The sequence below is a fragment of the Sphingomonas sp. Y38-1Y genome, from assembly GCF_032391395.1.
Lineage (GTDB): Bacteria > Pseudomonadota > Alphaproteobacteria > Sphingomonadales > Sphingomonadaceae > Sphingomonas.
This window is the reverse complement of the sequence record NZ_CP135916.1, coordinates 758465-783581: the sequence shown is the minus strand read 5'-3', so window position 1 is coordinate 783581 and position 25117 is coordinate 758465. Positions and strand designations below refer to the sequence as shown.

The following is a 25117-nucleotide window of genomic DNA, read 5'->3' as shown; positions in this document are numbered from 1 at the left end:
GGATGCGTCCTTGGGCTCGGGGCCGCGGCATGACCGCCGCCGTGCAACAGGCAAAGCCGGGGTTCTTCTCCGGCCTGTTGCCGCCGCTCGGCGGGCTCAAGCAGGACCTGCCCGCCTCGATCGTCGTCGCGCTGGTCGCGCTGCCCCTGTGCCTGGGCGTCGCCCTCGCCTCGGGCGCGCCTTTGTTCTCGGGCCTGATAGCCGGCATCGTCGGCGGGATCGTCATCGGCTTCATGTCGAAGTCGCCGCTGTCGGTCAGCGGCCCCGCTGCGGGCCTGACCGTCATCGTCTTCGACGCGATCCAGTCGCTGCCGAGCTTCCAGGCCTTCACCCTCGCCGTCGTGCTCGCGGGCGCGATGCAGATGCTGTTCTCGCTCAGCCGATCGGGCGTGCTCGCCGAATTCGTGCCGAGCTCGGTCATCACCGGGATGCTCGCGGCGATCGGCCTGATCCTGATCCTCAAGCAGATCCCGCACGCGGTCGGCTATGACGGCGATCCCTCGGGCGAGTTCGCTTTCAGCCAGACCGACGGCATGAACACGCTGTCGGCCCTGTGGTTCTCCTTCACCGACAAGCTGACGATGGGCGCCGTCGTCATCTCGGTGATCTCGATCGCCTTCCTGTTCTGGTGGGATGCCAACCGGCCCAAGGACGGTCCGTTCAAGCTGCTCCCCGGCCCGCTCGTCGTCGTCGCCGGCGCGGTCGGCCTCAACGCACTGTTCGGCACGATCGCCCCCGGCCTTCAGCTCCAGCGCGAGCATCTGGTCGAGGTCCCGATCGCCGAAGGCATTTCGGGCTTCGTCAGCCTGTTCTCGCTCCCCGATTTCGGCCAGGTCGGCAACGCGACCGTCTGGACCGTGGCGATCACGCTGGCGATCGTCGCCAGCCTCGAATCGCTGCTCAGCGTCACCGCGGTCGATGAGCTCGATCCGCAGCGCCGCACCACCGACAAGAACCATGAGCTGTTCGCGCAGGGGACTGGCAACCTCGTCTCCGGCCTGATCGGCGGCCTGCCCGTCACTTCGGTGATCGTCCGCTCGTCGGCGAACGTCGATTCGGGCGCGACCAGCAAGCTGTCGACGATCCTCCACGGCAGCTGGCTGCTGCTCAGCGTCCTCCTGATCCCAGCGATCCTCAACCTGATCCCGCTTGCCGCCCTCGCCGCCGTGCTGATCCAGACCGGCTACAAGCTCACCAAGCCGGCGCTGTTCCTCAAGCGCTGGAAGCAGGGCTACACGCAGTTCGTGCCGTTCGTCGCGACGATCGCGGCGATCCTGTTCACCGACCTGCTCGTCGGGATCGTCATCGGCCTCGCCATCGGATTCGTGTTCGTGGTCGCGCGCAACTTCCGCCCGGCGGTCAGCTTCGTGTGCGACGGCGACGGCCAGAGCTGCATGATCCGCGCCCGCCGCAACCTCTACTTCATCCACAAGTACGAGCTGCAAAAGGCGCTGAACCAGGTGCCGACCGGCGCCGACCTGCTGATCGACCTGTCGTCGACCTCCTATGTCGACCTCGACAATATCGACATCATCAACGCCTTCGTCCGCGGCGCGCCGTTCCGCGACATCAAGGTCTCCGTCCGCGGCGACATCGCCGAAAAGAGCGCGCCGCTCGTCAACGCGCCGCGCCGGGAGCTCGTCCACCTATGAACGACTACAAACTCCTCCTCCTCGCCAACAAGGCGTGGGCCGAACAGCTACGCGAGGAGCGGCCCGACTATTTCGCGCGCCAGGCCGAGGAGCAGAAGCCCAACTTCCTGTGGATCGGCTGTTCCGACAGCCGCGTCGCCCCCGACCAGATCACCAACTCGCCCCCGGGCGTGATGTCGATCCACCGCAACGTCGCCAATCTCGTCTATGAGGAAGACCTCAACCTGATGGCGGTGCTCCAGACCGCCATCGAACGGACCAAGGTCAGCCACGTCATCCTGTGCGGCCATTATGGCTGCGGCGGCGTGGCGCAGGGCTGGAAGCGCGAAGGTCAGGGCGCGATCGGCGAATGGGTCGCGGGCGTCCACGACGTCTATGCCGAGCACCGCGAAGAGGTCGATGCGCTGCCCGAGGGCCAGCGCCTCAACCGCATGGTCGAACTCAACGTGCGCGATCAGCTCGTCCGCCTCGCCCGCCTGCCGCTGGTCCAGGCCGCGTTCGAGCGCGGTCACGAGTTGACGCTCCACGGCTGGGTCTATGACCTGCGCGACGGCATCCTCAAGCCGCTGATGACGATCGACGCGGAGACGCGCCTCGATGCGGTCGAGCGGCCGGAGCCCGTGCTCGTCTGAACCGCTTCGGATCGTCCGGCGGGGCGTATCGCCGCCGGGCGGTCTGCGGGTCGGGAAGCCGCGATCCCCTCCTCGCGGCTTCCCGATCGAACCCTACCAGTCGCCCGCTGCCGCCATCCACACCGACACCGCCGCCGCTGCCGCGGTCTCGGCTCGCAGGATCCGCGGTCCGAGCGAAATGCCGACCGCCGCAGGACAAGTGCGGATCAGGTCGCGCTCGGCGTCGGTAAAGCCGCCCTCCGGCCCCACCAGGATCGCCGCCGGCCCCGGCCGCGCTCGCATCGCCTCGGCCGCCGGCACACCGCCGGTCTCGTCGGCGAAGAACAGCGCCCGCTCGGCGGGCCATGAGCCGAGCAGCGCCGCAAGCTTCACCGGTTCGACCAGCGAAGGCAGCGCGGTGCGCCCGCATTGCTCGGCCGCCTCGATCATGTGTGCGCGCAGCCGGTCGAGGTTGAGGCGGTCGACGATCGTCCGCTGGGTCAGCACCGGCACCAGCCGGTCGACGCCCAGCTCGCACGCCTTTTCCGCGACCCAGTCGATCCGCCCCTTCTTGATCGGCGCGGCGCACAGCCACAGGTCGGGCACCGCCTCACGCTCGCGAAGCCGCTTCGTCACCGCCAGCGTCAGGTCGCGCTTGCGGACGTCACGCGCTTCGGCCAGCCATTCGCCGGTCGCATCGTCGAACAGGCGCACGGGCTCGCCCGGCTTCAGCCGCATCACGCCCGACAGGTAATGCGCCTGTCCGCCGTCGATTGTCAGCACCGCGCCTTCGGAAAGCGGCGTCTCGACGAACAGCCGCGGCGTCGAATCGGGCGGCCAGGCGGGCGTCGCCATTCAGCGGCGGCGCTTGGGTGCGGGCCGGGCAGTATCAGCGACGCGCGTCCAGCGCTGCTCGCGGCAGCCGAAATTGCCGAACAGGCAGCCACGCCCGACCAGGGTGTTGCGCCCCTCCAACCAAACCGAGCCCGAGAAGCTGCGCGCCAGGTCGGGGACATAGACTTCGCCCACCCACTCGCCATCCTCCGGCGTGAAGCCGTCGAAGATGCGCGTGCCGACCAGCTTGTCGGTGCCGCCCGCGGCCGCATCGGCCTTCGCTTTTTCGTTGGCCCAGATGACGGTACCGCACATCGCGTCGCCGCACCGGCTGGCGCGGATATGGACGCTGTTCGATCCGTTGCGCCACACACCCGACCAATCGGGCGCCGACTGGGCGGGCGCAGGTGCCGCGGCGAGCAGCGCGCTCGCCAGAATGGACATCAGCATGAAACGACCTCTTCGAACCATCGGGCGCCCAGATAGGGCCTCACGCCTGAATAGTTGAGTCGGCCTTGCGATCCCTGGGCGGCGGCGTCTTGGGCTTGTAGCGGCAGAGATCGGCGACGACGCAGCGCCAGCATTCGGGCGTCCGCGCCTTGCAGACATAGCGGCCGTGCAGGATCAGCCAGTGATGCGCGTGCAGCCGGAACGGCCCCGGCACCGCCTTTTCGAGCTTGAGCTCGACCGCCAGCGGCGTCTTGCCGGGGGCAAGGCCGGTGCGGTTGCCGACCCGAAACAGATGCGTGTCGACCGCAAACGTCTCCGCCCCGAACGCGACGTTCATGACGACGTTGGCGGTCTTTCGTCCGACGCCGGGCAGCTTCTCCAGCGCGTCGCGGCTGGCCGGCACCTCGCCGCCATGCTCGTCGATCAGCGCCTGGCTCAGGGCGATGACGTTCTTCGCCTTGGTGTTGAACAGCCCGATCGTCTTGATGTGGTCCTTCAGCGCATCCTCGCCCAGCGCGACCATCTTCTCGGGCGTGTCCACTTCCGCGAACAGCCGGCGCGTGGCGCGATTGACGCCCGCATCGGTCGCCTGCGCCGACAGCACCACGGCGACGAGCAGGGTATAGACGTTGACCGATTCAAGTTCGGTCTCGGGGCTTGGATTGGCTTCGGCCAGGCGCCGGAAGAACTCGAAAACGTCGGCCTTCTTCAAAGTCCGAGGACCTGGTCCATCCGGTAACGGCCGGGCGCGCGGCCGGCGAGCCACAGCGCCGCCTTGACCGCGCCCGCGGCGAAGATCGCGCGATCCTGCGCGTAATGGCCGATCTCGATCCGCTCGCCATTGCCGGCGAACACGACATTATGGTCGCCGACGACCGTGCCGCCGCGCAGGCTGGAAAAGCCGATCGTCCCGCGCGCGCGCGCGCCGACCAGGCCGGCACGACCCTGCACGCCCGTTTCCGCGATCGTCGTCTCGCGCCCCGCCGCCGCCGCCTCGCCCAGCATCAGCGCGGTGCCGGAGGGGGCATCGATCTTGTCGCGATGGTGCATCTCGACGATCTCGATGTCCCATTCCTGCCCCAGCTTGCGCGCGGCATCGCGCACCAGCGCCATGATGAGCCCGACCCCGACGGAGGTGTTGCCCGTCTGGAGCACTGCGATCCGCTCGGCTGCGGCATCGATCGCCTCGTGATGATGCGGCGACAGGCCGGTGGTGCCGACGACGATCGGCGTCCCTGCGGCCAGCGCCGCCTCCAGATGCGCATCGAGCGCGGCCGGCGCGGAAAAGTCGACCAGCACGTCGCACTCGCGCGCCAGCGGACCGGGATCCTCGCCCGCATCCACGCCGCCGGCATGCACGCCGCCCAGCGCCGGCATGGCGCCGACGATCGCCTGTCCCATGCGGCCCAGGCTGCCGTAAATGCCGATCCGGTTCATGCGCATCCTCTTGGTTGGTGCGGGGTCTTTGGCATGGGTGAGGGCAGAGGGACAGGGGGCACCGCGTCACCCTCGCCTCCCATTCAGCCGTTCGTCCTGAGTAGCCATTGAGCTTGGCGAAATGGCGTATCGAAGGACCGCCAAGGATGCTTCGATACGCGACTTCGACTTCGCTCAGCCGCTACTCAGCACGAACGGGTGTGGCGAGCGTTACCCGTTGCTCGCCCGCGCCGGCGTGTTCACCCCCATCGACTGGAGATACCGCTTCACGTTGCGTGCCGCCTGGCGCAGCCGCTGCTCGTTCTCGACCATCGCGATCCGCACGAAGCCCTCGCCGTCCTCGCCATAGCCGACGCCGGGTGCCACCGCGACCTTGGCATGGGTGAGGAGTTGCTTGGAAAACTCCAGGCTGCCGAGATGCTTGAGCGCCGGCGGCAAGGGTGCCCAGGCGAACATCGACGCTTTGGGCGCCGGGATCTCCCAGCCCGCGCGGCCGAACGCCTCGACCATCACGTCGCGACGCTTGTGGTAGAGGGTGCGGTTGCGTTCGACGATGTCCTGCGGGCCGTTCAGCGCCGCGCACGCCGCCGCCTGGATCGGCGTGAACGCGCCATAATCGAGATACGACTTCACCCGCGTCATTGCCGCGATCAGCTTCGGGTTGCCGACCGCAAAGCCCATCCGCCAGCCCGCCATCGAATAGGTCTTGGAAAGCGAGGTGAACTCGATCGCCACGTCCTTGGCGCCCGGCACCTCCAGAATCGAGCGCGTCGGATTGCCGTCGAAATAAAGCTCGGAATAGGCAAGGTCGGACAGCACCCAGACCTTGTTCTCCTTGGCCCAGGCGACCAGCCGCTCGTAGAAGGCGAGGTCGACCGTCTCCGCCGTCGGGTTCGACGGATAGTTGACGACGAGGATGCTCGGCCGCGGCACGGTGAACGCCATCGCCCGGTCTAGGCTCTTCCAATACTCCTCGTCCGGCGTCGTCGGCACGCTGCGGATCGTCGCGCCGGCGATGATGAAGCCGAAGGTGTGGATCGGATAGGAAGGATTGGGCGCCAGCACGACGTCGCCCGGCGCGGTGATCGCGGTGGCGAGGCTGGCGAGCCCCTCCTTCGACCCCATTGTCACCACGACCTCGCTCTCGGGATCGACCTCGACCCCGAAGCGGCGCGCATAATAGTTGGCCTGCGCGCGGCGAAGGCCGGGGATGCCCTTCGACTGCGAATAGCCGTGGGCGTCGGGCTTCATCGCCACTTCGCACAATTTCTCCAGCACGTGCGGCGGCGGTGGCAGGTCGGGATTGCCCATGCCCAGGTCGATGATGTCCTCGCCTGCCGCACGCGCCGCTGCCCGCATCGCGTTCACTTCCGCGATGACATAGGGGGGCAGGCGCTTGATGCGGTAGAAATCGTCGGACATTTTCCTCTACTCCTGGGACCGCAACGGGCGATTTCGCGTGTGCGGTGCGTTCGCTATACGGACCGGCACCGCGGACTGCCAGAGGAGAGGAAGATGGCCGACCAACCCGAGGGCAACACCGGGGGCGCCGCGCCCGACCTCAAGGACCTTCAGCACTGGACCTGGGTGCTGGGCCGCATGCAGCAGATGATGATGGAGCATGGCCTCGACCTCATGCAGCCGGCGCAGGGGAGCACCCTGCCCGCGCCGTTCGACCCCACCCCGGTGATCCGCGCACAGGCCGATTTTTGGGCCGACACGATGAAGCTCTGGCAGCGCTTCCTCGACCCCGCCGGCGCCGCCGCGCCCGAGGAGACGCCCGAGCAGGCGCGCGACAAGCGCTTCAAGGCGCCGCAATGGCGCGACGATCCCGTGTTCGACTTCATCCGGCGCAGCTATTTCCTGATCGCCGAGCATCTGGTGAAGGGCGTCGACGCGATCGAGGGCGTCGACCCCAAGCAGAAGGAGCAGATCCGCTTCGCAACCCGCGGCTTCATCGACGCGATGAGCCCGACCAACTTTCCCGCAACCAACCCGCTGGTCCTGGAAAAGGCGATCGAGACCAAGGGCGAGAGCCTGCTCAAGGGTCTCCAGAACATGCTCGCCGACATGGCCAAGGGGCAGCTGACGCAAACGAGCGAGGGCTCGTTCGAGCTCGGCCGCAACATCGCGACGACGCCGGGCAAGGTCGTCAAGCGCACGCCGATGTACGAGCTGATCCACTATGCGCCGACGACGGAAAGCGTCGCCAAGATCCCGCTCGTCATCTTCCCGCCCTGGATCAACCGCTTCTACATCCTCGACCTCACCGCCGAGAAGAGCTTCATCCGCTGGGCGGTCGAGCAGGGTCTGAGCGTCTTCGTCGTCTCCTGGAAGTCGGCGGACGCGTCGATGAAGGACGTGGTCTGGGACGACTTCATCGAACGCGGCCAGATCGACGCGGTCGACACGGTGCGCGAGCTTCTGGACGTGCCCGCGGTCCACACCATCGGCTATTGCGTGGCGGGCACGACGCTTGCCGCGACGCTGGCGCTGCTGACCGCGCGCGGACAGGCGGACAAGGTCGCGTCGGCGACCTTCTTCACCGCGCAGGTCGACTTCAGCCAGGCCGGCGACCTCAACCTGTTCGTCGACGACGAGCAGATGAAGCTGATCGAGACGCTGTCGCCCGAGGGGTTTCTGGACGGGCGGTACATGGCCGCGACGTTCAACCTGCTGCGCGGGCGCGACCTCATTTGGAACTATGTCGCCAACAACTACCTGATGGGCGCCGAATACACGCCCTTCGACCTGCTCCACTGGAACAGCGACGTCACCAACTTGCCGTCGAAGTGGCACCAGAGCTATCTCGCCGACCTTTATCGCGACAACAAGCTGGCGACGCCGGGCGCGATCAGCGTGGCGGGAACGCCGATCGACCTAAGCCGAGTGGCGACGCCAACCTATGTCCAGGCGGGGCGCGAGGATCATATCGCGCCGGCCGAAAGCGTGTGGAAGATCACGCATCATTTCGCCGGGCCGCTGCGCTTCGTGCTTGCCGGATCCGGGCACATCGCCGGCGTCGTCAACCCGCCCGCGGCGGGCAAGTACCAATATTGGATCAACGACGCGAAGGTCGGCAGCCTGGCCGACTTCGTCGCCGGCGCGCGGGAGGTGAAGGGGAGCTGGTGGCCCGACTGGCGCGCGTGGATCGGCTCGCTGGATTCGGAAACCGTGCCCGCTGCGGGTGCGCGCATCCCCGGCGGAGGTACGCTTGCGGCCCTTGAGGATGCACCCGGGAGCTATGTGCGAACCCGCTGAACCAACGCGATAAAACGCCGCTTTTCCACTTTTGTTGCATTGCAACAAAAGTCTTGTGCACTTGCGTCAGATCAAGTAAATGCTGCGCCGCATCCATCATGCGTGAGGCGTAGCCATGGCGATCAAAGGTCCCAAAACGAACCCTCCCCGCGCGGCCGCTCCGCGCGCCAAGATCGTGCCGCCCAAGCCGGTGAAGCCGCCCGTCGCAGCGCCCGCAGAGACGGCGATCGTCGCCGCCGAGGCGCTGAAGGTCGAGACGCCCAAGGCTGCCGCGCCGGTCGCCGCGCCCAAGCCCGCACCGGTCGCCAAGCCAGCGCCCGTGGCAGAGGCCAAGCCTGCGCCCGTCGCCCAGGCGACGCCCGCGCCTGCCCCCAAGCTTCCCGTGGTGGAGGTCGCCGAAAAGGCTGCCGACACCGCCAAGGCGACCGTTCAGAATGTCGCCGAACCGGTCGCAAAGGCCGCCTCGACCCTGGTCGAGGCCGCCACAAACGCCGCGACCGACACCGCCGAGGCCGTGACGGCTGCGGCGGAAACTACCGCCCAGACCGTGCAGAAGGAAAAGCCGCCGATGACCGACATCCGCAATGCCGCCGAGACGACCGCCCAGAAGACCCAGTTCGCGTTCGGCGAGATGAACGACCGCGCCAAGGCCGCGATGGAAAAGAGCGCCAAGCTCGCCGAAGAGATGGGCGATTTCGCCAAGGGCAACCTCGAGGCCGTCGTCGAGTCGAGCCGCATCGCCGCCAAGGGCGTCGAGACGCTGGGCCAGGAAGCCGCCGAGTACAGCCGCAAGTCGTTCGAGCACGCGACCGCCGCGATGAAGAGCTTCGCGTCGGTCAAGTCGCCGACCGAGCTGTTCAAGCTGCAGAGCGACTATGTCCGCTCGGCCTTCGACGCCTATGTCGCCGAAGCGTCGAAGACGACCGAGCACATGCTGAAGCTGTCGAGCGACGCGATGCAGCCGCTGTCGAACCGCATGGCCGTCGCCGCCGAGAAGGTGAAGGTCGTCGCCTGATCGCGCACCCGCGCATCGGACGAACGGATTGGGGGCGGTCGCGATGCGGCCGCCCCTTTTCCGTTTCCGGGCAACGCGGCCCTTGCCCCGATGGGGGGGCATCCCCTATTTTCGGGCGCGATGATGCTTTCCGATCCCCGCATGACCGACGATGACGAACAGGGCGGCGCCGGCGGCAACGGCCCGTCGGTCGGCATTGCCACCCGCACGCGCGAAAAGACCAAGAAGCCGACGCCCTATCGCGTGCTGATGCTCAACGACGATTACACGCCGATGGAGTTCGTCGTGCTCGTCCTCCAGCGCTTCTTCCGCATGAGCATGGAGGAAGCGACGCAGGTGATGCTCCACGTCCACCAGAAGGGCGTCGGGGTGTGCGGCGTGTTCAGCTACGAAGTCGCCGAGACCAAGGTCAGCCAGGTCATGGACTTCGCCCGCGAGAACCAGCACCCGCTGCAATGCACGCTGGAAAAGGCGTGAGAGCCTCTTTCTTCTGATTTCCTTTGTACCCCGGCGAAGGCCGGGGCCCAGTTAGGAAGGCGGAAGTTAGGTCGGCGCGCCCTCAGACCCCGGCCGTAACTGGACCCCGGCCTTCGCCGGGGTACAACCTACCCAGTAGCCCCCCCTCAGATCCCGCCAGCGAAACTCAGGTCGAGCTGCTTGGAATTCGCCGGCACGTCCAGCTTGCCGCTGCTGAACGCGACGCTGGCATTGGGGGCGAGCCGCCGCATCTCGGGCGTGATCGTCCAGCTATAGACGATGCGCCCCTGCGGATCGCGCAGTTCCGCCCGGATGTCGGGGACCGGCTGCGCGCTGCCGCTGGGGTTCGACACCTTGCCCGACACGACGAACAGCTCGTTGCCGCTCGACAGATAGCGCCGCTCGATCGCGCGCTCTGTGAAGCGGAGCGGCGTCTCCGCCCCCGGCAGCGGCAGGCCGAGCTGCGCGGCGATCCCCGGCGCACCGGTGTAGAGGATCGCGCCGGCGCCCAGCAGCATCGACGTTCCCGCGATCGCCGCCGCCATCGTCCAGCGCCGCGCGGGATTTCGCGTCGGCTGGAAGGGCGGCTTGTGCGCGAACGGATCGAAATGCGGATTGTCGATGTTCGGATCGACATAGCTATAGACGCGCTCGGCCGGCGCAGGCGCCGCTTCGGCAACGGGTGCGGGCGCCGCGGCGACGGGCGCAGGATGGGCGGCCTTCGCGACCGGCGCCGGCTGCGGCGCGGCGGGCACGGGCTCGGGTTTCGGCGCGGGCTTGGGCGCCAGCGCCATGACCTGCGGCGGCTGGAACCAGCTATGCTTGCAATGGGCGCAGCGCACCGTCCGCCCCTCCGCGCCGATGGCGGTGTCGGGGACGAGGTAGCGCGTACGGCACTGGGTGCATTCGAGGATCATGTCGGCGACTTTTCAGACCGGACCGACCGGATTGGCCGAACCGAATCTAAACATGATGCACCGCCCGCTGGCAAGCGCTCGAATGGGTTCGGCGACTCAGGCCGGGACGGTGTGACTATCGAGGAACGCCGCGACGCGATCGAGCGAGACGGTGCGGTCCAGATAGGTGGCGCCGATCCCGCGCGTCAGCAGGAAGGGCAGCGTCCCCGCCTCCATCTTCTTGTCGTGGCGCATATGGGCGACGAGCGTCGCACCTGAGGCGTCCACCCCCGCGCTGCGCAGATCGTGCGGCAGGCCGACCGCCTTCAGATGCGCGGCGACGCGATCCGCATCGGCAGGATCGCACAGGCCTTCGGATGCCGAAAAGGCGTAGGCGAGCGCCATCCCCGCCGCCACCGCCTCGCCGTGGAGCAGCCGGTCGGAAAAGCCCGTCTCGGCCTCCAGCGCATGGCCGAAGGTGTGGCCCAGGTTGAGGAGCGCCCGGCGTCCGCTCGTCTCGCGCTCGTCCTCGGCGACGATGCGCGCCTTGGCCGCCACCGAATGCGCGATCGCGACCTCACGCGCCTCGATATCGCCGGCGAGCAGCGCCTCGCCATTCGCCTCGCACCAGGCGAAGAAGCCCGCATCGTCGATCAGCCCGTACTTGACCACCTCGGCATAGCCCGAGCGCAGCTCGCGCGGCGGCAGCGTTTCGAGCACAAGCGGGTCGATCAGCACGAAGCTCGGCTGGTGAAACGCGCCGACCAGGTTCTTGCCGGCGGGCGTGTTGATCGCGGTCTTGCCGCCGACCGAGCTGTCGACCTGCGCGAGCAGGCTGGTCGGCACCTGGACGAAGCGGCAACCGCGCTTCAGGATCGAGGCGGCGAAGCCGACCAGGTCGCCGATCACCCCGCCGCCGAGCGCAATCACGTGATCCGACCGCTCGATCCCCATGTCGAGCAGCCGGTCCATGACGAAGGCGAGCATCTCCCAGCTCTTCGACCCTTCACCCGCGGGCACGACGATCGCCTGCGTCTCGATCCCGACGGCATTGAGCGATTCGCGCAGCGCGTTAAGCTGCGCCTTCAGATTGGCGTCGGTGACGATCGGCATCGGCCGGCCCTTGGCCAGCGGCGCCAGCAGCTCGCCGCTGCGGGCGAGCGCGCCCGCCTCGATCAGGATGTCGTAGCCGCGGGTCCCCAGCGCCACATGCACGCTCGTCATTTCTCGATCGCCTCCAGGATGGCGTTCACCGTCGCCTCGTGCGGCGCGTCGTAGCTTGTCACGTGGATCGGCGCGAGCGCGTAGAAGGGATTTCGCTGTGCCGCCAGATCGGTCAGCACCGCCAGCGGATCGCGTCCGCGCAGCAGCGGCCGCGTGTCGCGCCGGCTGACGCGTTGGGCGAGCACCCGCGGCTCGGCATCCAGCCACACCGCCAGCGCCGACTCCAGGATCAGCGCGCGCGTCTCGTCGTTGATGAACGCGCCGCCCCCGGTCGCGATCACCTTGGGCCGGCCGTCGACCAGCCGCGCGATCACCCGCCGCTCGCCATCGCGGAAATAGGGTTCGCCGAACCGCTCGAAGATGTCGGCGATCGTCATCCCGGCCGCCGCCTCGATCTCATGGTCGGCATCGACGAAGGGCAGGCCCAGCCGCACGGCCAGGCGGCGGCCGACGGTCGACTTGCCCACGCCCATCAGCCCGACCAGGACTATCGGACGGTCAAAGCGTTTGGCGCGGGCGGGATCACGGGTTTGCAGCATTTGCGCGGGGGCTATACAGCGCCCCCTCGCCTCGGGCAAAAGCCCGGCGCGACCGACCGCCCGAAAGGATTGCCGCTCCCGTGTCCCGTTCGCTTGTGCCCCGTCCGCTCGTCATCCTGTTCGTCATTCTGCTGGCGCTGGCGGGCCTTCTCGCGTTCCTGGCGGGCCGCACGACCGAAAAGCCGCCGGTCACGGTCGAGAAGCCGGTCGCGCTCGAGAACCTGGCGAACTGACGCCGATGCGCGGGCGCTGGGCCGCATCGCTTGGCGCGATCGCGCTGGCGGCGACCGGCGCGTCGCTGGCCGCCCGGTCGCTGAGCGCGCAGTCGCAAGATCGCGACGCGCCCGAATCGCTGCTGCCAGAGGGGTTCGGCGACCCCGCCCCGCCGCCGCCGCCGCAGGATCGGCCCCAGCAACAGCAGGCACCGACCACCCCCGCACCCGCGCCGGTGCGCCGCCCGGGTGAGATCGTCCAGCCGCTTCCCGGCCTGCCGACCGCGCCGGGGCTGCCCGCGCCCGGCCCGACCCCGACGCCCACCCCCACCGCGACGCCGCTGACCCCGGCCGAACTCCTCCAGTACGACCTGCCCGACTATGCCCGCCGCTCGACGGCGCGGGTCGGCGCGATCGGGCTGGCGGAAGGCGGGATGCCGGCAAACGCGTTCGGCAATGCCGATGGGCGCTTTCTGCAAGGCCTGATGCGACGCCTCGACGCGCCGATCGCCTCACGCTGGCTATCGATCACGTTGAGGCGCATGCTCGTCTCGCGCCTCGACACGCCGGTGCAGGTGAACGGCGCGGACTTCGCGGCCGAGCGCGCCTGGCTGCTGCTGCGCATGGGCGAGGCACAGGCGGCGCGCGACGTCGTCAATGGCGTCGATACCGAGAATTTCACCCCCAAGCTCGACCAGGTGGCGATGCAGGTCGCGATGGCGACCGCGGACCCGGCGATGCTCTGCCCGCTCCAGCCCTTCGCGATGGCGCGCTCGCGCGACACCGGCTGGCGGCTGGCGGAGGCGATGTGCGCGGGGCTGGCCGGCGAGCCATCTAAGGCCGGGCGGCTGATCGACGCGGCGCGGCGCCAGCGCGCGGCGACGGGCATCGACCTGTTGCTCGCCGAAAAGGTGCTGGGCGCGGGCGCACAAGGCCGCCGCGCGGTGACGATCGAGTGGGACGGCGTCGACCGGCTGTCGGCCTGGCGCTGGGGTCTGGCCACCGCCTCCGGCGTGGCGGTGCCCGACAACCTTATCACCACCGCCGGGCCGCAGGTACGCGGCTGGGCGGCGCGTGCGGCGGGCATCGCACCGGCGCTGCGCCTGCGTGCCGCCGACTGGGCCGCGTCGCAGGGCGTGCTCTCCAATCTCGCGATGGTCGACCTGTGGGGCCAGATCGAGGACGCGGAGGAAGCGAGCAACAGCGATTCGAGCGTCGCGCGCGACCTGCGCGCCGCCTATACCAGCGCCGACATGGGCGAGCGCGTGTCGCTCCTCACCCAGCTCTGGTCGGAGGCCTCGGACCCGCGCCAGCGTCATGCGCGCATGGTCCTCGCCGCCCGCGCCGCCGCGATGGTCCGCCCGTCGGAGGCGCAGGCCGGCGCCGCCGGCGATCTGGTCGCGGCGATGCTGACCGCCGGGCTCGACCGCCCCGCCGCGCGCTGGCGCGCCGTCGTCGAGCCGTCGAGCCACGCCTGGGCGCTGATCGCGCTCACCGATCCCGATTTGCCTGGCCGGCTCGGCTCGGGCGAGGTCGACGGCTATCGCGGCACCTCCCACGAGCGCCGCGCGCAGATGTTCTTCGCGGGCATCGCCGGCCTGGGCCGCATGGACGAGGGCAGCATCCCCAGCCTCGCGCAGAGCTTCGGCGTCGCGATCGGGGCGGAGAATGGCTGGGTCCGCGCGATCCGCACCGCGGCCGAGCGGCGCGAGCCCGCCACCGTGGTGCTGCTCGCCGCGGTCGGCATGCAGACGCCCGACTGGCGCGGCGTGTCGCCCGCCGCGCTGTTCCACATCGTCGCGGCGCTCCGCCAGGTCGGGCTTGAGGGCGAAGCGCGGATGATCGCCGCGGAGGCGGTCTCCCGCACGTGAGCGCGGAGGACGAAGAAACCCAGTGCTCCCGCGCAGGCGGGAGCCCAGAGCCAAGCAGAGCAACACCCGTTGAGGACAACAACGCTGGGCTCCCGCCTTCGCGGGAGCACATACGTGGAAGCGACGCCGCCCTAATTGATCGCTTCCTCGAGATGCTCGCGGCCGAACGCGGCGCGGCGCGCAACACGCTCGCCGCTTACGGCACCGACTTGCGGCTCGCGTCGCAGGCGCTTGGCGGACACCTCGGAGATGCCGATGCCGCCGCGATCGGCCGGCTGGCGGACGGCTGGGACGCGCTCTCCCCCGCCACCGTCGCGCGAAAGGCGGCGGCGCTTCGGCGCTTCTTCGGCTTCCTCGTGGACGATGGCTTGCGCGCGGACGATCCCTCCGACGCGCTTCCGCGCCCCGGCACCCGCCGCGCGCTCCCCAAGATTTTGTCGGCGGCAGAGATCGACCGCCTCTTCGCCGCGATCGACGACCGGCTGAAGCGCATGCCGCCCGACCCGCTCGACCTTCGCCTCTCCGCGCTGTTCGAGCTGCTCTACGGCTCGGGGCTGCGCGCGACCGAGCTCGTCTCGATCCCGCGCGCCGCGATCCATCCCGACCGGCCGTTCCTGATCCTCAAGGGCAAGGGCGGGCGCGAGCGACTGGTGCCGATCTCCGACCGCGCGCGTGCCGCCGTCGCCGCATGGCGCGCGAATGTTCCCGAAGATGCCACGTGGCTGTTCCCCTCGGGCAAGAGCCACCTGTCGCGCGTCCGGCTCTACCAGCTGGTCCGCGCGCTCGCCGCCGCGGCGGGGATCCCCCCCGACCGCGTCAGCCCGCACGTGCTTCGCCACGCCTTTGCCACCCACTTGCTGGAAGGCGGGGCGGACCTGCGCGCGCTTCAGGCGATGCTCGGCCATGCCGATATCGCGACGACCGAAATCTACACGCATGTCGACAGTCGGCGCCTGGTCGAGCTCGTCAACCAGCGCCATCCGCTGGCCGAGCTCATGCCCCCAAGTTGACGCCGAACCCCGCGGGGCCTAACCGCGCGGGCCAATGGCTAGCTTTCTGGACTTCGAAAAACCCATCGCCGAGCTGCAGGCGCGGATCGACGAGTTGCGCGACACCGCCGCCGAGGGCGAGGTCGACATCGACGCCGAGGTTGCGCGCATCCAGGCCAAGTCCGACAAGCTGCTGCGCGAGACCTATTCGCGGCTGTCGCCCTGGCAGAAGACGCAGGTCGCCCGCCATCCCGAGCGGCCGCACTTCAAGCATTATGTCGCCGCGCTGATCGAGGAATTCATGCCGCTGGGCGGCGATCGCGCCTTTGCCGATGATGCGGCGATCATCGGCGGTCTGGGGCGCTTCCGCGGGCGGCGCGTGATGGTGATCGGCCATGAAAAGGGCGACGATACCGCCAGCCGTCTTCGCCACAATTTCGGCATGGGCAAGCCCGAGGGCTATCGCAAGGCGATCCGCCTGATGCAGCTCGCCGACCGGTTCGGCCTGCCCGTGGTCACCCTGGTCGACACCTCCGGTGCCTTCCCCGGTGTCCAGGCGGAGGAACGCGGTCAGGCCGAGGCGATCGCCCGCGCAACCGAGGCTTGCCTCAATCTGGGCGTGCCGCTCGTCGCCTCGATCCTGGGCGAAGGCGGATCGGGCGGCGCGGTGGCGCTCGCGTCTGGCAACACCGTCATCATGATGGAGCATGCGGTCTATTCGGTGATCTCGCCGGAAGGTTGCGCTTCGATCCTGTGGCGCACCGCCGACAAGGCCGCCGACGCCGCCGAAGCGATGAAGGTCACCGCGCAGGACCTGATGGCGCTCGGCGTCATCGACCGCGTCGTGCCCGAGCCGCTGGGCGGCGCCCACCGCGACGCCGCCGCCGCGATCACCGCGCTTGGCGACGCGATCGAAGCCTCGCTCGCCGCGCTGGAAGGCCAGACGCCCGAGGCGCTGAAGAAGGCGCGCCGCGAGAAATTCCTGAAGATGGGGCGCGGAGCATAACATTTCCGCTTCGTCACCCCGGACTTGATCCGGGGTCCCGCTTCTTGGCCTCCGACGAAAGAAAGAAGCGGGATCCCGGATCAAGTCCGGGATGACGATTGATGAGGCTCAAGGCTGCCCGGACCTTTCGACCGTGCTTGCACCCGCCGGCCGCGGACGCCACCTTGGGCGTATGGCCAAGCTCACCGTCCTTCACGATGGCGCCTGCCCGCTTTGCGCGCGCGAGATCGCGTTGATGCGCCGGCTCGACACGCGCGGGGCGATCGCGTTCGTCGATGCCGCCGATCCCGCCGCCAGCTGCCCGATCGATCGGCGCGAGGCGCTCGCCCGCTTCCACGCCATCGAGGACGGCCGCGTGCTGAACGGCGCCGCGGCGTTCGCGGCAATGTGGCGGGCGATTCCGCTGCTTAGTCCGCTGGGTCAGTGCGCGCGGCTGCCGGGTGTGCTGCCGCTGCTCGACGCGCTCTACGATCGCTTCCTCCGCGTTCGCCCGCGATTGCAGCGGTGGCTGGCATGAGGCCGACGCCCGTTCCCGTCGGCCCCGGCCAGGAAAGCGTCTGGACCTATCCGCGCCCCGCCATCGCCGAGCCAACGATGCGCCATCTGGTCGTCCGCCATCGCGGCGTCACCATCGCCGAAACCCGCGCCGGCATCCGCACGCTGGAGACGAGCCACCCGCCGAGCTACTATTTCCCGCGCGGGGACGTGGCGACGGCCCTCCTCCGCCCCGCCACCCACCGCAGCCTGTGCGAATGGAAGGGTCAGGCTCGCTATTTCGACGTCCATGTCGAGGGGGAGGCGATTGTCGAGGGCGCGTGGAGCTATGCGCAGCCGACCCGCGCCTTTGCGATGCTGGCGGGGCACATCGCCTTTTACCCGCATCTGTTCGACACCTGCCTGGTCGATGGCAAGCGCGCAGTCGCGCAGCCCGGCGGCTTCTATGGCGGCTGGGTGACCGCCGACCTTGCCGGGCCGTTCAAGGGCGGGCCGGGCACGCAATTCTGGTGAGCGATGCGCCGATCCCCGCCGCGTCGCTGATCGTGCTGCGCCCCGCCACTGGCGGCCCCGAAGTGCTGATGGTCGAGCGTGGCGCCACCCTCGCCTTTGCCGGCGGCGCCCTGGTGTTTCCGGGCGGGCGCGTCGATCCCGGCGACCGCGCGCTTGCGGCCCGGTTCGGCGGCGAGCCGGACGACACCGTGGCGCGCATCGCCGCAATCCGCGAAACGATCGAGGAAGCGGGGCTGGCGATCGGCCTCGACCCCGCGCTCGCCCGCCATCGCGACGCGCTGCTCGCGGGCGAGCCGGTCGAGACGCTGCTGCCCGCCGCTGCCTTCGACCTCGCCGCGCTCACGCCCTTCGCGCGCTGGCTGCCGCTCGGCCTGCCGCACCGCATCTTCGACACGCGCTTCTATCTCGCGCGCGGCGACGGTAAGCCCGTGGTCGATGGCGTGGAGAATGTGCGCGCCTTCTGGGCGCGCCCGGCCGACGTGCTGGCGGGCGGCGGCAAGCTCATCTTCCCCACCCGCCGCAATCTCGAACGGCTGGCGCAGCACCCCGACATCGACGCGATCTTCGCCGACGCCGCCCGGCATCCGGTGCGCACGATCACCCCGACGATCGAGGATCGCGGCGGCGTGCCGCATCTCTGCATTCCCGACGATCTCGGCTATCCGGTCACCGCCGAACCGATGGCGAGCGCCCAGCGCGCATGAGCGAGGTCCGCCGCATCGTCACCGCGGTGCTGATCGCGGCTTTGCTGCTCGCTGCGGCGTTCGCGCTCTATGCCTGGGTGAAAAGCCGGCCGCAGGACCTGCCCTGGACGAAGCTCGATCTCGGTCAGCCGATCGGGCTGTTCACCGGGCGGAAGCTCACCGGCCTGACCCAGGATTTCGGCCAGTGCCGGCGACTGCTCGACAAAGCCGGCGTCCGCTACACCGTGCTCGCGCCGGTGGAGGCGGGGGCGTCCTGCGGCTATCGCGACGCGGTGCGCTTCGCGAGCGGCGGCGCGCGGCGGATCGGCTTTTCGCCCGCCAATCTCGGCGTCTCCTGCCCCGTCGCCGCATCGCTGGCGATGTGGGAATGGAACATCGTCCAGCCCGCCGCCGAGAAGCATTTCGGCGCGCGCGTGACGCGGATCGATCATCTCGGCAGCTACAACTGCCGGCGAATGTATGGCCGCGACACGGGCGACTATTCGGAGCACGCCACCGCCGACGCGGTCGACATCGCCGGCTTTCGCCTGAGCGACGGCACCCGCGTCAGCGTGCTCGGCGACTGGAAGAACGAAGGGGCCAAGGGCGCGTTTCTGCGCGAAGTGCGGACGGGCGCCTGCGACCTGTTCGCGACGGTGCTGTCGCCCGACTACAACGCCGCCCACGCCGACCACTTCCACCTGGATCAGGCCGAACGCGGAGAGAGCGGCTGGCGCGCGTGTCGGTAGCCTCGAGCTTTTGAAAACCCGTTCGTGCTGAGCTTGTCGAAGCACGTGGGAGGCGCCCCGCCTGTGACCCGGGCTTCGACAGGCTCAGCACGAACGGGGGTTGGGGTCACCGCCCCAGCAGATGCTCCACTAACGCCCCCAGCGTCCGGAACGACTGGAGCCGCATGCCGCCATCCTCGGTCCCCGGTGATGTCGCCGCCAGCGCGCGCTGGAAGCCGAGCTTCGCCGCTTCCTTCAGCCGCAGGTTCGCGTGCGCCACCGGCCGCACCTCTCCCGACAGCGCGATCTCCCCGAACGCCACCGCATCGATCGGCACCGCGCGTTCGCTCAGCGCTGAGACGAGTGCCGCCGCGACCGCCAGGTCCGCCGCCGGATCGGACAAGCGATAGCCGCCGGCGATGTTGAGATAGACTTCGGCCGATGAGAAGCTGAGCCCGCACCGCGCCTCCAGCACCGCCAGGATCATCGACAGCCGACCGCTGTCCCAGCCCACCACCGCACGCCGCGGCGTCGCACCGCTCGCCAGCCGCACGGTCAGTGCCTGCACCTCGACCAGCACCGGGCGCGTGCCCTCCAGCGCGGGGAACACGACGGTGCCCGTCACGCCCTCGTCACGGCTTGTCAGGAACAGGCTGGAGGGGTTGGCGATTTCGGAGAGCCCCTGCGTCTCCATCGCGAACACGCCGATCTCGTCGGTGCCGCCGAAGCGGTTCTTGATCGCGCGCAAAATCCGGTACTGGTGGCTGCGCTCGCCCTCGAACGCGAGCACGGTGTCGACCATGTGCTCCATGACCCGAGGACCGGCGAGACTGCCGTCCTTGGTGACGTGGCCTACCAGCACCACCGCCGTCCCGCGCTCCTTGGCGAAGCGGATCAGCTCGCCCGCCGCCGCGCGCACCTGACTGACAGTGCCGGGGGCGCCCTCGATCAGGTCGGAATGCATCGTCTGGATCGAATCGATGACGAGCAGGTCGGGCGGCCCCGCCCCGCCAAAGGTCGTCAGGATATCGCGGACCGAGGTCGCGGCGGCCAGCTGCACAGGCGCGTTGCCGAGGCCGAGGCGCCGCGCGCGCAGCCGCACCTGGTCCGCCGCCTCCTCGCCCGAGACATAGGCGACGCGCTTGCCCGCCAGCGCCAGCTTGGCCGTCGCCTGAAGCAGCAAGGTCGACTTGCCGATGCCGGGATCACCGCCGATCAGAGTCGCCGAACCCTCGACAAACCCGCCGCCCAGCGCCCGGTCGAGCTCGGCGATCCCCGTCGCCATCCGCTCGGGCAGCGCGACGTCGGTGTCGAGCCCCGAGAGCAGGATCGCGCGCCCGCCGGACTGGAGATTGTGCTTCTGCTGGAACGGCGTGACCGCAACCGGCGCTTCCTCGACCAGCGTGTTCCACTCGCCGCAATCGGTGCATTGCCCCGCCCATTGCGACGTCACCGACCCACAGGCCTGACAGACATAGCGCTTGCGGGGCTTGGCCATGCCGGCGGCGTAGCAGCGGCGGAACGAAAAGGGAATATGCCCGTCGCGCCGTGCCTACATCCGGAAGCGCAGCGTGCCGCCGATCGCTCGGCGGCGGAGATCGCGGCGTCGGAGCGCAATCGCGGCCGCCTGCACGGAATCTGCACGCCATGCCCACGCGATCGGCACCGCCCGGACCGGCACGCGTCGACCGCCATCGCTCAGAACCACTGATCGAAGGAGGTCGGCATGGTTCTCAACGACTCGATGCGACGCGCAACGTTCCTGGCCAAGATCGTCGGTGCCGTCGCACTGATCGGCCTGGCCGACTTCCTGTTCTATGGCGAGGAGCCGGGATGGACGTTGGGTGGCTTCGCGCTGGCATGGGCGGCGGTGCTCGCGCTCGTGCGCCGGGACGTCCGTCGGAGCGGCCCCGCCCGCTCTGCGCTCGCCGGCGCGGCGCTGTTCGGTGCGGCGATGATCGACGATCCCGGTCCGCTCGACTGGGTGCTCTTCTGGACCGCGATCGCTTCAGCCGCGCTGCTGCCGCTTGGCCGCTTCGATCACGCGATTAACTGGGTCGGCGGCCTGCTCGTCCACGCGGTGCGCGGGCTGGCGACGCCCGTTCGCGACCTCAGGCGGTTGATGCGACCCCGGCGCCCTGCCGGCAGATCCAAGTTCCGCCACGTGGCCGCGACTCTAGCGCTGCCGGTCATCGGCGGCGGCGTGTTCCTGATGCTGTTCGCCGCGGCCAATCCGCTGATCGCCAATGCATTCGCCGCCATCCGGTTTCCGGATGTCGGGACGGGCATGCTGCACCTCCTCTTCTGGTCGATCGTCCTGCTGGCGATCTGGCCCGGCTTTCGGCCAGCGCGCGCCGTTCTGCACGACCGCGGCACGTTACGCGATCAAGGCTCGCTGCCATCGATCCCGCTCTTGCCTCTCATCCTGTCGCTGGTCACGTTCAATGCGGTCTTCGCGATCGAGAACGTTCTCGACCTCGTCTTCCTGTGGAGCGGCGCGCCGCTTCCCGCCGGCGTCACGCTTGCCGATTATGCGCATCAGGGCGCCTATCCGCTGATCGTCACGGCGCTGCTCGCCGCCGGCTTCGTCCTGATCGCGGCGCGGCCGGGCAGCGCGGCGGCGGCAAGTCCGCTGGTCCGGCGTCTGATCGTGCTCTGGGTCGCGCAGAATTTGTTGCTTGTGGCATCCAGCATCCATCGGACGCTGGACTATGTCGCCGCCTATTCGCTGACCGGATTGCGGATCGCCGCGCTGGGCTGGATGGGGCTGGTCGCGGTGGGGCTCGTGCTCATCACGTGGCGGATGCTCGCCGGTCGAACGACGCGCTGGCTGATCAACGCCAACACGCTCGCCGCGGGCGTCCTGCTCACGGCTGCTGCCTTCAGCAACCTGGGCGCGATCGCCGCGACCTGGAACGTCCGCCACGCCAGCCGGGGCGAGGACCTTGACCTCTGCTATCTCGGCAGCCTTGGCCCGTCTGCGCTGCTGCCGTTGATCGAGCTTGAAGCGCGCGCCGGCGGGCCGGTGCTACGCGACCGCGCCGCCTTCCTTCGGGCGCGGGCAATGCGCACACTCGAACTGGACCAGGCAGACTGGCACCGCTGGACCTGGCGGGGCGCCCGCCGGCTCGCGGCGGCGCGCGAGCGGCTGGGCAGCGACGCGGCGGTGCCGCGAAAGGCGCAATGGGGCCGCGACTGCGACGCCGCGCCCAACCGTCCGCCGGAGGACGTCTCCGCGCCGCCTGTCCGGCCGACACCCACCCCGTTGACGAAGCGCCAGCGACCATGATCCTGTGCCCCATGCCCCGCACGATCCTGATCGCCGACGACGACCCGCATATCCGGCAACTGCTCGTCTTCGCGCTTGCCAAGGCCGGGCTCGACACGATCGAGGCGGAGGATGGCGAGGTTGCGCTGGCGATGGCGGAGGCGCAGCACCCCGATCTGGTCATCCTCGACATCAACATGCCGCGGATGGACGGGCTGGAGGTCTGCCGCCGGCTGCGCGCATCGGGCGAGCTGCCGATCCTGTTCCTGTCTTCGCGCGATGACGAGATCGATCGCGTGCTGGGCATCGAACTCGGCGCCGACGACTATGTGGTCAAACCCTTCTCCCCGCGCGAGGTGGTGGCGCGGGTCATGGCGATCCTGCGCCGGACTCAGGCGCATCCGCCCGCCGCCGACCGCGCCGGTCCCCTCATCCGGCACGATCGGCTGACGATCGACGTCGAAGGATGGCAGGCGCAGTGGAACGGGGCGGAGGTGCCGCTGACGGTCACCGAATTCTCGATCCTGCGCACGCTGGCGGTGATGCCCGGCAAGGTGTTCAGCCGCGATGCAATCATTGACCGGCTGCATGGTCCGGGCTTCGCCGTCACCGACCGCACGATCGACAGCCATGTCCGCAACCTGCGCGCCAAGTTCGCCGAGCGGGGCGGCACCGACCTGATCGAGACGCGGCCGGGCATCGGCTATCGCCTGGGGGCGTGCGCCGGCGCGGTCGGGTGATCGGCGCCGCGAAGCGCTGGGCCAAACGGCACTGGCCGCGCCTGAGCCTGCGAACCTATCTGTTCGCCAGCTTCTTCCTGGTGGCCGCGCTGCCCGGCGTCGGCGCGGTCGCATTGCGCGTCTATGAGAACACGCTGGTCCGCCAGACCCAGGCCGAGCTCGTTGCGCAAGGCGCCGCGCTGGCCGCGGCTGCCGCGGTGCTCTGGCCTCTGGGCGCCGAGGGCCGGCAAGTCACCAAAGTCGGGGTGGAGGCCGACCCTTATAGTCTGCTCCCCGACGATACGATCGACCTGAGCAACGCCCCGATCTTCGCCGAACGGCCGGCGCCGAAACCGGCACCTCTGCCGATGGGCGACAGCCGAACCGCCGCCACCAGGCTCCGCCCGGTCCTGGACGCCACGCGTCGCGAGACCTTGGCATCGATCATCCTGCTCGATCGCGACGGCCGAATCGTCGACGGAACGGCGGTGCGCGGCAGCTATGCGGCGCTGCCGGAGGTCGCAGCGGCACTGGATGGAAGGGCGTCGACCGTGTTGCGGCGGAACGCGGACTATCGCGCGGTGTATCGCTTCGAGTGGCTGTCAAGCGCCGCGGCGCTTCGCGTCCACCATGCGCGCCCGATCATTGTCGACGGTCGGGCGGTCGGCGTGCTGCTGCTCTCGCGCTCCTCGCGGTCGCTGTTCGTCGGCCTCTATCAGGACTGGGGCAAGATCGCGATCGGCGTGCTGCTGATCCTCGCCGCGCTCGTGCTGCTGTCCGGCATCCTCTCGCGCGCGATCGCCCGCCCGATTGATGCCCTGCGCGCTACGTCTAGGAGCCTCGCCGCAGGTCAGGGCCATGTGCCGCCGATCCCCCCGACCGCGGCGATCGAGATCCAGGACCTGTTCCGCGACTTTTCCGCCATGGCCGGCGCGATCGAGGTCCGGTCGCACTATCTGCGCGACTTCGCCCATGCGGTCAGCCACGAGTTCAAGACGCCGCTTGCAGGAATCCGCGGCGCGCTCGAACTGCTTCAGGATCATGCCGATACGATGTTGCCGGAGGATCGCCGACGGTTCCTGGCCAATGCGGACGCCGACGCATCCCGCCTGACGCTGCTGGTCTCCCGCCTTCTCGAGCTCGCGCGCGCCGACATGACGGTGGCGAGCGAGGCAGAAGTGGCGGACGTCGTCGCCGTCGCGCGCACGGTTGCGAGTGCCCTGCGAACCCGATCGACGGACATCGTCATCGAGGCAGATGCAGATACCGTTCTCGCACGCGCGCCCGCCGCGACCCTCGACGCCGTGCTGACGACCCTGGTCGAAAACAGCGTGCAGGCGAGCGCCAACCGGGTGGCGCTCCGCATCAAGGGCGGCGACGAGGTCACCGTCACCGTCACCGATGACGGCAGCGGCATCCCCGAAGCCGATCGACGCCGCATCTTCGAACCCTTCTTCACTTCCCGGCGCGGACGCGGCGGCACCGGCCTCGGCCTGCCGATCGCCAAGTCGCTGATCGCGGGCGTCGGCGGCACGCTCGTGTCGCTCGACAGCGATCAGGGTGCTGCCTTCCTCGTCCGCGTGCCGGGCGCCGGCCGCGCGCATTAAAGCGTCCGCGTCGCGCGACCATCCCGCGGAAAATGCTTCCGAAATCGGAAGCAAAGCCTCTCGCTTGGAGCCCCGCGCTTTGTTCGGAGACATGGCTACGGGAGGTAAACGCGCCGTGAAACGCTCCATCGCATCCTTCGCAATCGTGGCGGGCTTCGGTGCCGTCATGCTGCCCGGCGAGGCGGCGGCTCAGCAGAGCACGCAGTTCCAGGTCTCGATGACGATCCAGGCCGAATGCCGGCTGACTTCGGCCAGCGACCTCGCCTTTGGCAACACCGGCGTCATCCAGACCGCGATCACGTCGACCAGCACGATCGGCGTCCAGTGCACCAACACCACGCCCTATAACATCGGCCTCAATGCCGGTGCGGGCTCGGGCGCGACCGTGGCGGCGCGGCGAATGACGTCGGGCGCCGGTGCGACCGTCACCTACGAACTATTCCGCGATCCCGCGCGCTCGCAGATCTGGGGCAATACCGCCGGCACCGATACGCTGGCCGGGATCGGCAACGGCGCGGTGCAGACGCTCACCGTCTATGGCCGCGTCCCCGCCCAGACCACGCCCGCCGCGGGCAGCTACACCGACACGGTGCAAGTGACGGTCACCTACTGAGAACCGAGCGGAGATCG

Annotated in this window: 26 protein-coding genes; 17 read left to right on the top strand and 9 right to left on the bottom strand. The window is 69.3% G+C overall.

Translation table 11 applies throughout. The annotated features are described in order from the left end of the window. Positions 1–29 precede the first annotated feature (29 nt). Both RS883_RS03535 and RS883_RS03530 read left to right on the top strand, forming a co-directional pair. Positions 30–1652, top strand: coding sequence for a SulP family inorganic anion transporter (locus RS883_RS03535; protein WP_315762735.1), 1623 nt, complete (start codon positions 30–32; stop codon positions 1650–1652). Further along, entirely contained in the window at positions 1649–2284 is a 636-nt protein-coding gene (locus RS883_RS03530; RefSeq protein ID WP_315762733.1) for a carbonic anhydrase, read from the top strand. Before RS883_RS03535 ends, RS883_RS03530 begins: the two co-directional genes overlap by 4 nt. Before the next feature lie 93 nt (positions 2285–2377). On the opposite strand, the gene RS883_RS03525 is transcribed toward RS883_RS03530, so the two are convergent. From RS883_RS03525 to RS883_RS03505, 5 genes are all read right to left on the bottom strand, one after another. Next, positions 2378–3118: a 16S rRNA (uracil(1498)-N(3))-methyltransferase gene (locus RS883_RS03525; protein ID WP_315762731.1), complete on the bottom strand. Its 741-nt coding sequence runs from the start codon at positions 3116–3118 to the stop codon at positions 2378–2380. Next, positions 3119–3547: a DUF2147 domain-containing protein gene (locus tag RS883_RS03520; protein WP_315762729.1), complete on the bottom strand. Its 429-nt coding sequence runs from the start codon at positions 3545–3547 to the stop codon at positions 3119–3121. Between the two features lie 40 nt (positions 3548–3587). Beyond that, positions 3588–4259 carry an endonuclease III gene (gene nth / locus RS883_RS03515; RefSeq protein ID WP_315762727.1) on the bottom strand — a complete coding sequence of 224 codons (672 nt, stop codon included), beginning with the start codon at positions 4257–4259 and terminating at the stop codon, positions 3588–3590. Continuing rightward, positions 4256–4984, bottom strand: a complete 729-nt coding sequence (dapB, locus tag RS883_RS03510; RefSeq protein WP_315762725.1) for a 4-hydroxy-tetrahydrodipicolinate reductase — start codon at positions 4982–4984, stop codon at positions 4256–4258. The genes nth and dapB overlap by 4 nt, the downstream gene beginning before the upstream one ends. A gap of 210 nt (positions 4985–5194) precedes the next feature. Continuing rightward, positions 5195–6406 carry an LL-diaminopimelate aminotransferase gene (locus tag RS883_RS03505; RefSeq protein ID WP_315762723.1) on the bottom strand — a complete coding sequence of 404 codons (1212 nt, stop codon included), beginning with the start codon at positions 6404–6406 and terminating at the stop codon, positions 5195–5197. 93 nt (positions 6407–6499) lie between these two features. Between RS883_RS03505 and RS883_RS03500 the strand changes: the two genes are divergently transcribed. From RS883_RS03500 to clpS, 3 genes are all read left to right on the top strand, one after another. Continuing rightward, the gene (locus RS883_RS03500; RefSeq protein WP_315762721.1) at positions 6500–8245 is read left to right on the top strand and encodes a class I poly(R)-hydroxyalkanoic acid synthase; all 1746 of its coding nucleotides are present in this window, start codon (positions 6500–6502) and stop codon (positions 8243–8245) included. 115 nt (positions 8246–8360) lie between these two features. After that, positions 8361–9260: a phasin family protein gene (locus RS883_RS03495; RefSeq protein WP_315762719.1), complete on the top strand. Its 900-nt coding sequence runs from the start codon at positions 8361–8363 to the stop codon at positions 9258–9260. A 141-nt stretch (positions 9261–9401) separates the two neighbouring features. Then, positions 9402–9737, top strand: coding sequence for an ATP-dependent Clp protease adapter ClpS (gene clpS, locus RS883_RS03490; RefSeq protein WP_315762717.1), 336 nt, complete (start codon positions 9402–9404; stop codon positions 9735–9737). A 146-nt stretch (positions 9738–9883) separates the two neighbouring features. On the opposite strand, the gene RS883_RS03485 is transcribed toward clpS, so the two are convergent. The 3 genes from RS883_RS03485 to RS883_RS03475 all read right to left on the bottom strand — a co-directional run bounded on the left by RS883_RS03485 (position 9884) and on the right by RS883_RS03475 (position 12396). Continuing rightward, the gene (locus RS883_RS03485) at positions 9884–10654 is read right to left on the bottom strand and encodes an MJ0042-type zinc finger domain-containing protein (RefSeq protein WP_315762716.1); all 771 of its coding nucleotides are present in this window, start codon (positions 10652–10654) and stop codon (positions 9884–9886) included. A 96-nt stretch (positions 10655–10750) separates the two neighbouring features. Further along, complete coding sequence (gene aroB / locus RS883_RS03480) at positions 10751–11857, bottom strand: 3-dehydroquinate synthase (RefSeq protein WP_315762714.1); 1107 nt, start codon at positions 11855–11857, stop codon at positions 10751–10753. After that, positions 11854–12396: a shikimate kinase gene (locus tag RS883_RS03475; protein ID WP_315762712.1), complete on the bottom strand. Its 543-nt coding sequence runs from the start codon at positions 12394–12396 to the stop codon at positions 11854–11856. Before RS883_RS03475 ends, aroB begins: the two co-directional genes overlap by 4 nt. 80 nt (positions 12397–12476) lie before the next feature. Between RS883_RS03475 and RS883_RS03470 the strand changes: the two genes are divergently transcribed. The 8 genes from RS883_RS03470 (at position 12477) to RS883_RS03435 (ending at position 18914) form a co-directional block, all read left to right on the top strand. Next, a complete protein-coding gene (locus tag RS883_RS03470; protein ID WP_315762710.1) occupies positions 12477–12629 on the top strand; it encodes a hypothetical protein in 153 nt (50 codons plus the stop codon). A gap of 5 nt (positions 12630–12634) precedes the next feature. Beyond that, the gene (locus RS883_RS03465; protein WP_315762708.1) at positions 12635–14479 is read left to right on the top strand and encodes a hypothetical protein; all 1845 of its coding nucleotides are present in this window, start codon (positions 12635–12637) and stop codon (positions 14477–14479) included. 152 nt (positions 14480–14631) lie between these two features. Beyond that, positions 14632–15489 (top strand): tyrosine-type recombinase/integrase, encoded by an 858-nt coding sequence (locus RS883_RS03460; RefSeq protein ID WP_315762706.1) that lies wholly within the window; start codon positions 14632–14634, stop codon positions 15487–15489. 34 nt (positions 15490–15523) lie between these two features. Then, positions 15524–16474 carry an acetyl-CoA carboxylase carboxyltransferase subunit alpha gene (locus RS883_RS03455; RefSeq protein WP_315762704.1) on the top strand — a complete coding sequence of 317 codons (951 nt, stop codon included), beginning with the start codon at positions 15524–15526 and terminating at the stop codon, positions 16472–16474. Between the two features lie 172 nt (positions 16475–16646). Next, a complete protein-coding gene (locus RS883_RS03450; protein WP_315762702.1) occupies positions 16647–16991 on the top strand; it encodes a DUF393 domain-containing protein in 345 nt (114 codons plus the stop codon). Continuing rightward, positions 16988–17482 carry a DUF427 domain-containing protein gene (locus RS883_RS03445; protein WP_315762700.1) on the top strand — a complete coding sequence of 165 codons (495 nt, stop codon included), beginning with the start codon at positions 16988–16990 and terminating at the stop codon, positions 17480–17482. The genes RS883_RS03450 and RS883_RS03445 overlap by 4 nt, the downstream gene beginning before the upstream one ends. Further along, the gene (locus RS883_RS03440) at positions 17479–18186 is read left to right on the top strand and encodes an NUDIX domain-containing protein (protein ID WP_315762698.1); all 708 of its coding nucleotides are present in this window, start codon (positions 17479–17481) and stop codon (positions 18184–18186) included. Before RS883_RS03445 ends, RS883_RS03440 begins: the two co-directional genes overlap by 4 nt. Then, positions 18183–18914 (top strand): extensin family protein, encoded by a 732-nt coding sequence (locus tag RS883_RS03435; protein WP_315762696.1) that lies wholly within the window; start codon positions 18183–18185, stop codon positions 18912–18914. Before RS883_RS03440 ends, RS883_RS03435 begins: the two co-directional genes overlap by 4 nt. 106 nt (positions 18915–19020) lie before the next feature. On the opposite strand, the gene radA is transcribed toward RS883_RS03435, so the two are convergent. Continuing rightward, on the bottom strand, positions 19021–20391 hold the full coding sequence (radA, locus tag RS883_RS03430) for a DNA repair protein RadA (RefSeq protein WP_315762694.1): 1371 nt from the start codon (positions 20389–20391) through the stop codon (positions 19021–19023). 228 nt (positions 20392–20619) lie between these two features. Here radA and RS883_RS03425 point away from each other — a divergent pair, with 228 nt between their 5' ends. The 4 genes from RS883_RS03425 to RS883_RS03410 all read left to right on the top strand — a co-directional run bounded on the left by RS883_RS03425 (position 20620) and on the right by RS883_RS03410 (position 25100). Next, on the top strand, positions 20620–22182 hold the full coding sequence (locus tag RS883_RS03425; RefSeq protein WP_315762692.1) for a DUF4173 domain-containing protein: 1563 nt from the start codon (positions 20620–20622) through the stop codon (positions 22180–22182). Positions 22183–22193: 11 nt separating this feature from the next. Further along, the gene (locus RS883_RS03420; protein ID WP_315762690.1) at positions 22194–22901 is read left to right on the top strand and encodes a response regulator transcription factor; all 708 of its coding nucleotides are present in this window, start codon (positions 22194–22196) and stop codon (positions 22899–22901) included. Then, on the top strand, positions 22880–24487 hold the full coding sequence (locus RS883_RS03415; protein WP_315762688.1) for a HAMP domain-containing sensor histidine kinase: 1608 nt from the start codon (positions 22880–22882) through the stop codon (positions 24485–24487). Before RS883_RS03420 ends, RS883_RS03415 begins: the two co-directional genes overlap by 22 nt. Before the next feature lie 115 nt (positions 24488–24602). Next, positions 24603–25100, top strand: coding sequence for a spore coat U domain-containing protein (locus RS883_RS03410; protein ID WP_315762686.1), 498 nt, complete (start codon positions 24603–24605; stop codon positions 25098–25100). Positions 25101–25117: the final 17 nt, after the last annotated feature.

What these genes read in the sequence shown, in the direction of transcription:
- RS883_RS03535 (WP_315762735.1), top strand. Translation starts at nt 30, where the DNA reads ATGACCGCCGCCGTGCAACAGGCAAAGCCGGGGTTCTTCTCCGGCCTG.
- RS883_RS03530 (WP_315762733.1), top strand. Translation starts at nt 1,649, where the DNA reads ATGAACGACTACAAACTCCTCCTCCTCGCCAACAAGGCGTGGGCCGAA.
- RS883_RS03525 (WP_315762731.1), bottom strand. Translation starts at nt 3,118, where the DNA reads ATGGCGACGCCCGCCTGGCCGCCCGATTCGACGCCGCGGCTGTTCGTC.
- RS883_RS03520 (WP_315762729.1), bottom strand. Translation starts at nt 3,547, where the DNA reads ATGCTGATGTCCATTCTGGCGAGCGCGCTGCTCGCCGCGGCACCTGCG.
- dapB (WP_315762725.1), bottom strand. Translation starts at nt 4,984, where the DNA reads ATGAACCGGATCGGCATTTACGGCAGCCTGGGCCGCATGGGACAGGCG.
- RS883_RS03505 (WP_315762723.1), bottom strand. Translation starts at nt 6,406, where the DNA reads ATGTCCGACGATTTCTACCGCATCAAGCGCCTGCCCCCCTATGTCATC.
- RS883_RS03500 (WP_315762721.1), top strand. Translation starts at nt 6,500, where the DNA reads ATGGCCGACCAACCCGAGGGCAACACCGGGGGCGCCGCGCCCGACCTC.
- RS883_RS03495 (WP_315762719.1), top strand. Translation starts at nt 8,361, where the DNA reads ATGGCGATCAAAGGTCCCAAAACGAACCCTCCCCGCGCGGCCGCTCCG.
- clpS (WP_315762717.1), top strand. Translation starts at nt 9,402, where the DNA reads ATGACCGACGATGACGAACAGGGCGGCGCCGGCGGCAACGGCCCGTCG.
- RS883_RS03485 (WP_315762716.1), bottom strand. Translation starts at nt 10,654, where the DNA reads ATGATCCTCGAATGCACCCAGTGCCGTACGCGCTACCTCGTCCCCGAC.
- aroB (WP_315762714.1), bottom strand. Translation starts at nt 11,857, where the DNA reads ATGACGAGCGTGCATGTGGCGCTGGGGACCCGCGGCTACGACATCCTG.
- RS883_RS03475 (WP_315762712.1), bottom strand. Translation starts at nt 12,396, where the DNA reads ATGCTGCAAACCCGTGATCCCGCCCGCGCCAAACGCTTTGACCGTCCG.
- RS883_RS03465 (WP_315762708.1), top strand. Translation starts at nt 12,635, where the DNA reads ATGCGCGGGCGCTGGGCCGCATCGCTTGGCGCGATCGCGCTGGCGGCG.
- RS883_RS03460 (WP_315762706.1), top strand. Translation starts at nt 14,632, where the DNA reads ATGCTCGCGGCCGAACGCGGCGCGGCGCGCAACACGCTCGCCGCTTAC.
- RS883_RS03455 (WP_315762704.1), top strand. Translation starts at nt 15,524, where the DNA reads ATGGCTAGCTTTCTGGACTTCGAAAAACCCATCGCCGAGCTGCAGGCG.
- RS883_RS03450 (WP_315762702.1), top strand. Translation starts at nt 16,647, where the DNA reads ATGGCCAAGCTCACCGTCCTTCACGATGGCGCCTGCCCGCTTTGCGCG.
- RS883_RS03445 (WP_315762700.1), top strand. Translation starts at nt 16,988, where the DNA reads ATGAGGCCGACGCCCGTTCCCGTCGGCCCCGGCCAGGAAAGCGTCTGG.
- RS883_RS03435 (WP_315762696.1), top strand. Translation starts at nt 18,183, where the DNA reads ATGAGCGAGGTCCGCCGCATCGTCACCGCGGTGCTGATCGCGGCTTTG.
- radA (WP_315762694.1), bottom strand. Translation starts at nt 20,391, where the DNA reads ATGGCCAAGCCCCGCAAGCGCTATGTCTGTCAGGCCTGTGGGTCGGTG.
- RS883_RS03425 (WP_315762692.1), top strand. Translation starts at nt 20,620, where the DNA reads ATGGTTCTCAACGACTCGATGCGACGCGCAACGTTCCTGGCCAAGATC.
- RS883_RS03420 (WP_315762690.1), top strand. Translation starts at nt 22,194, where the DNA reads ATGCCCCGCACGATCCTGATCGCCGACGACGACCCGCATATCCGGCAA.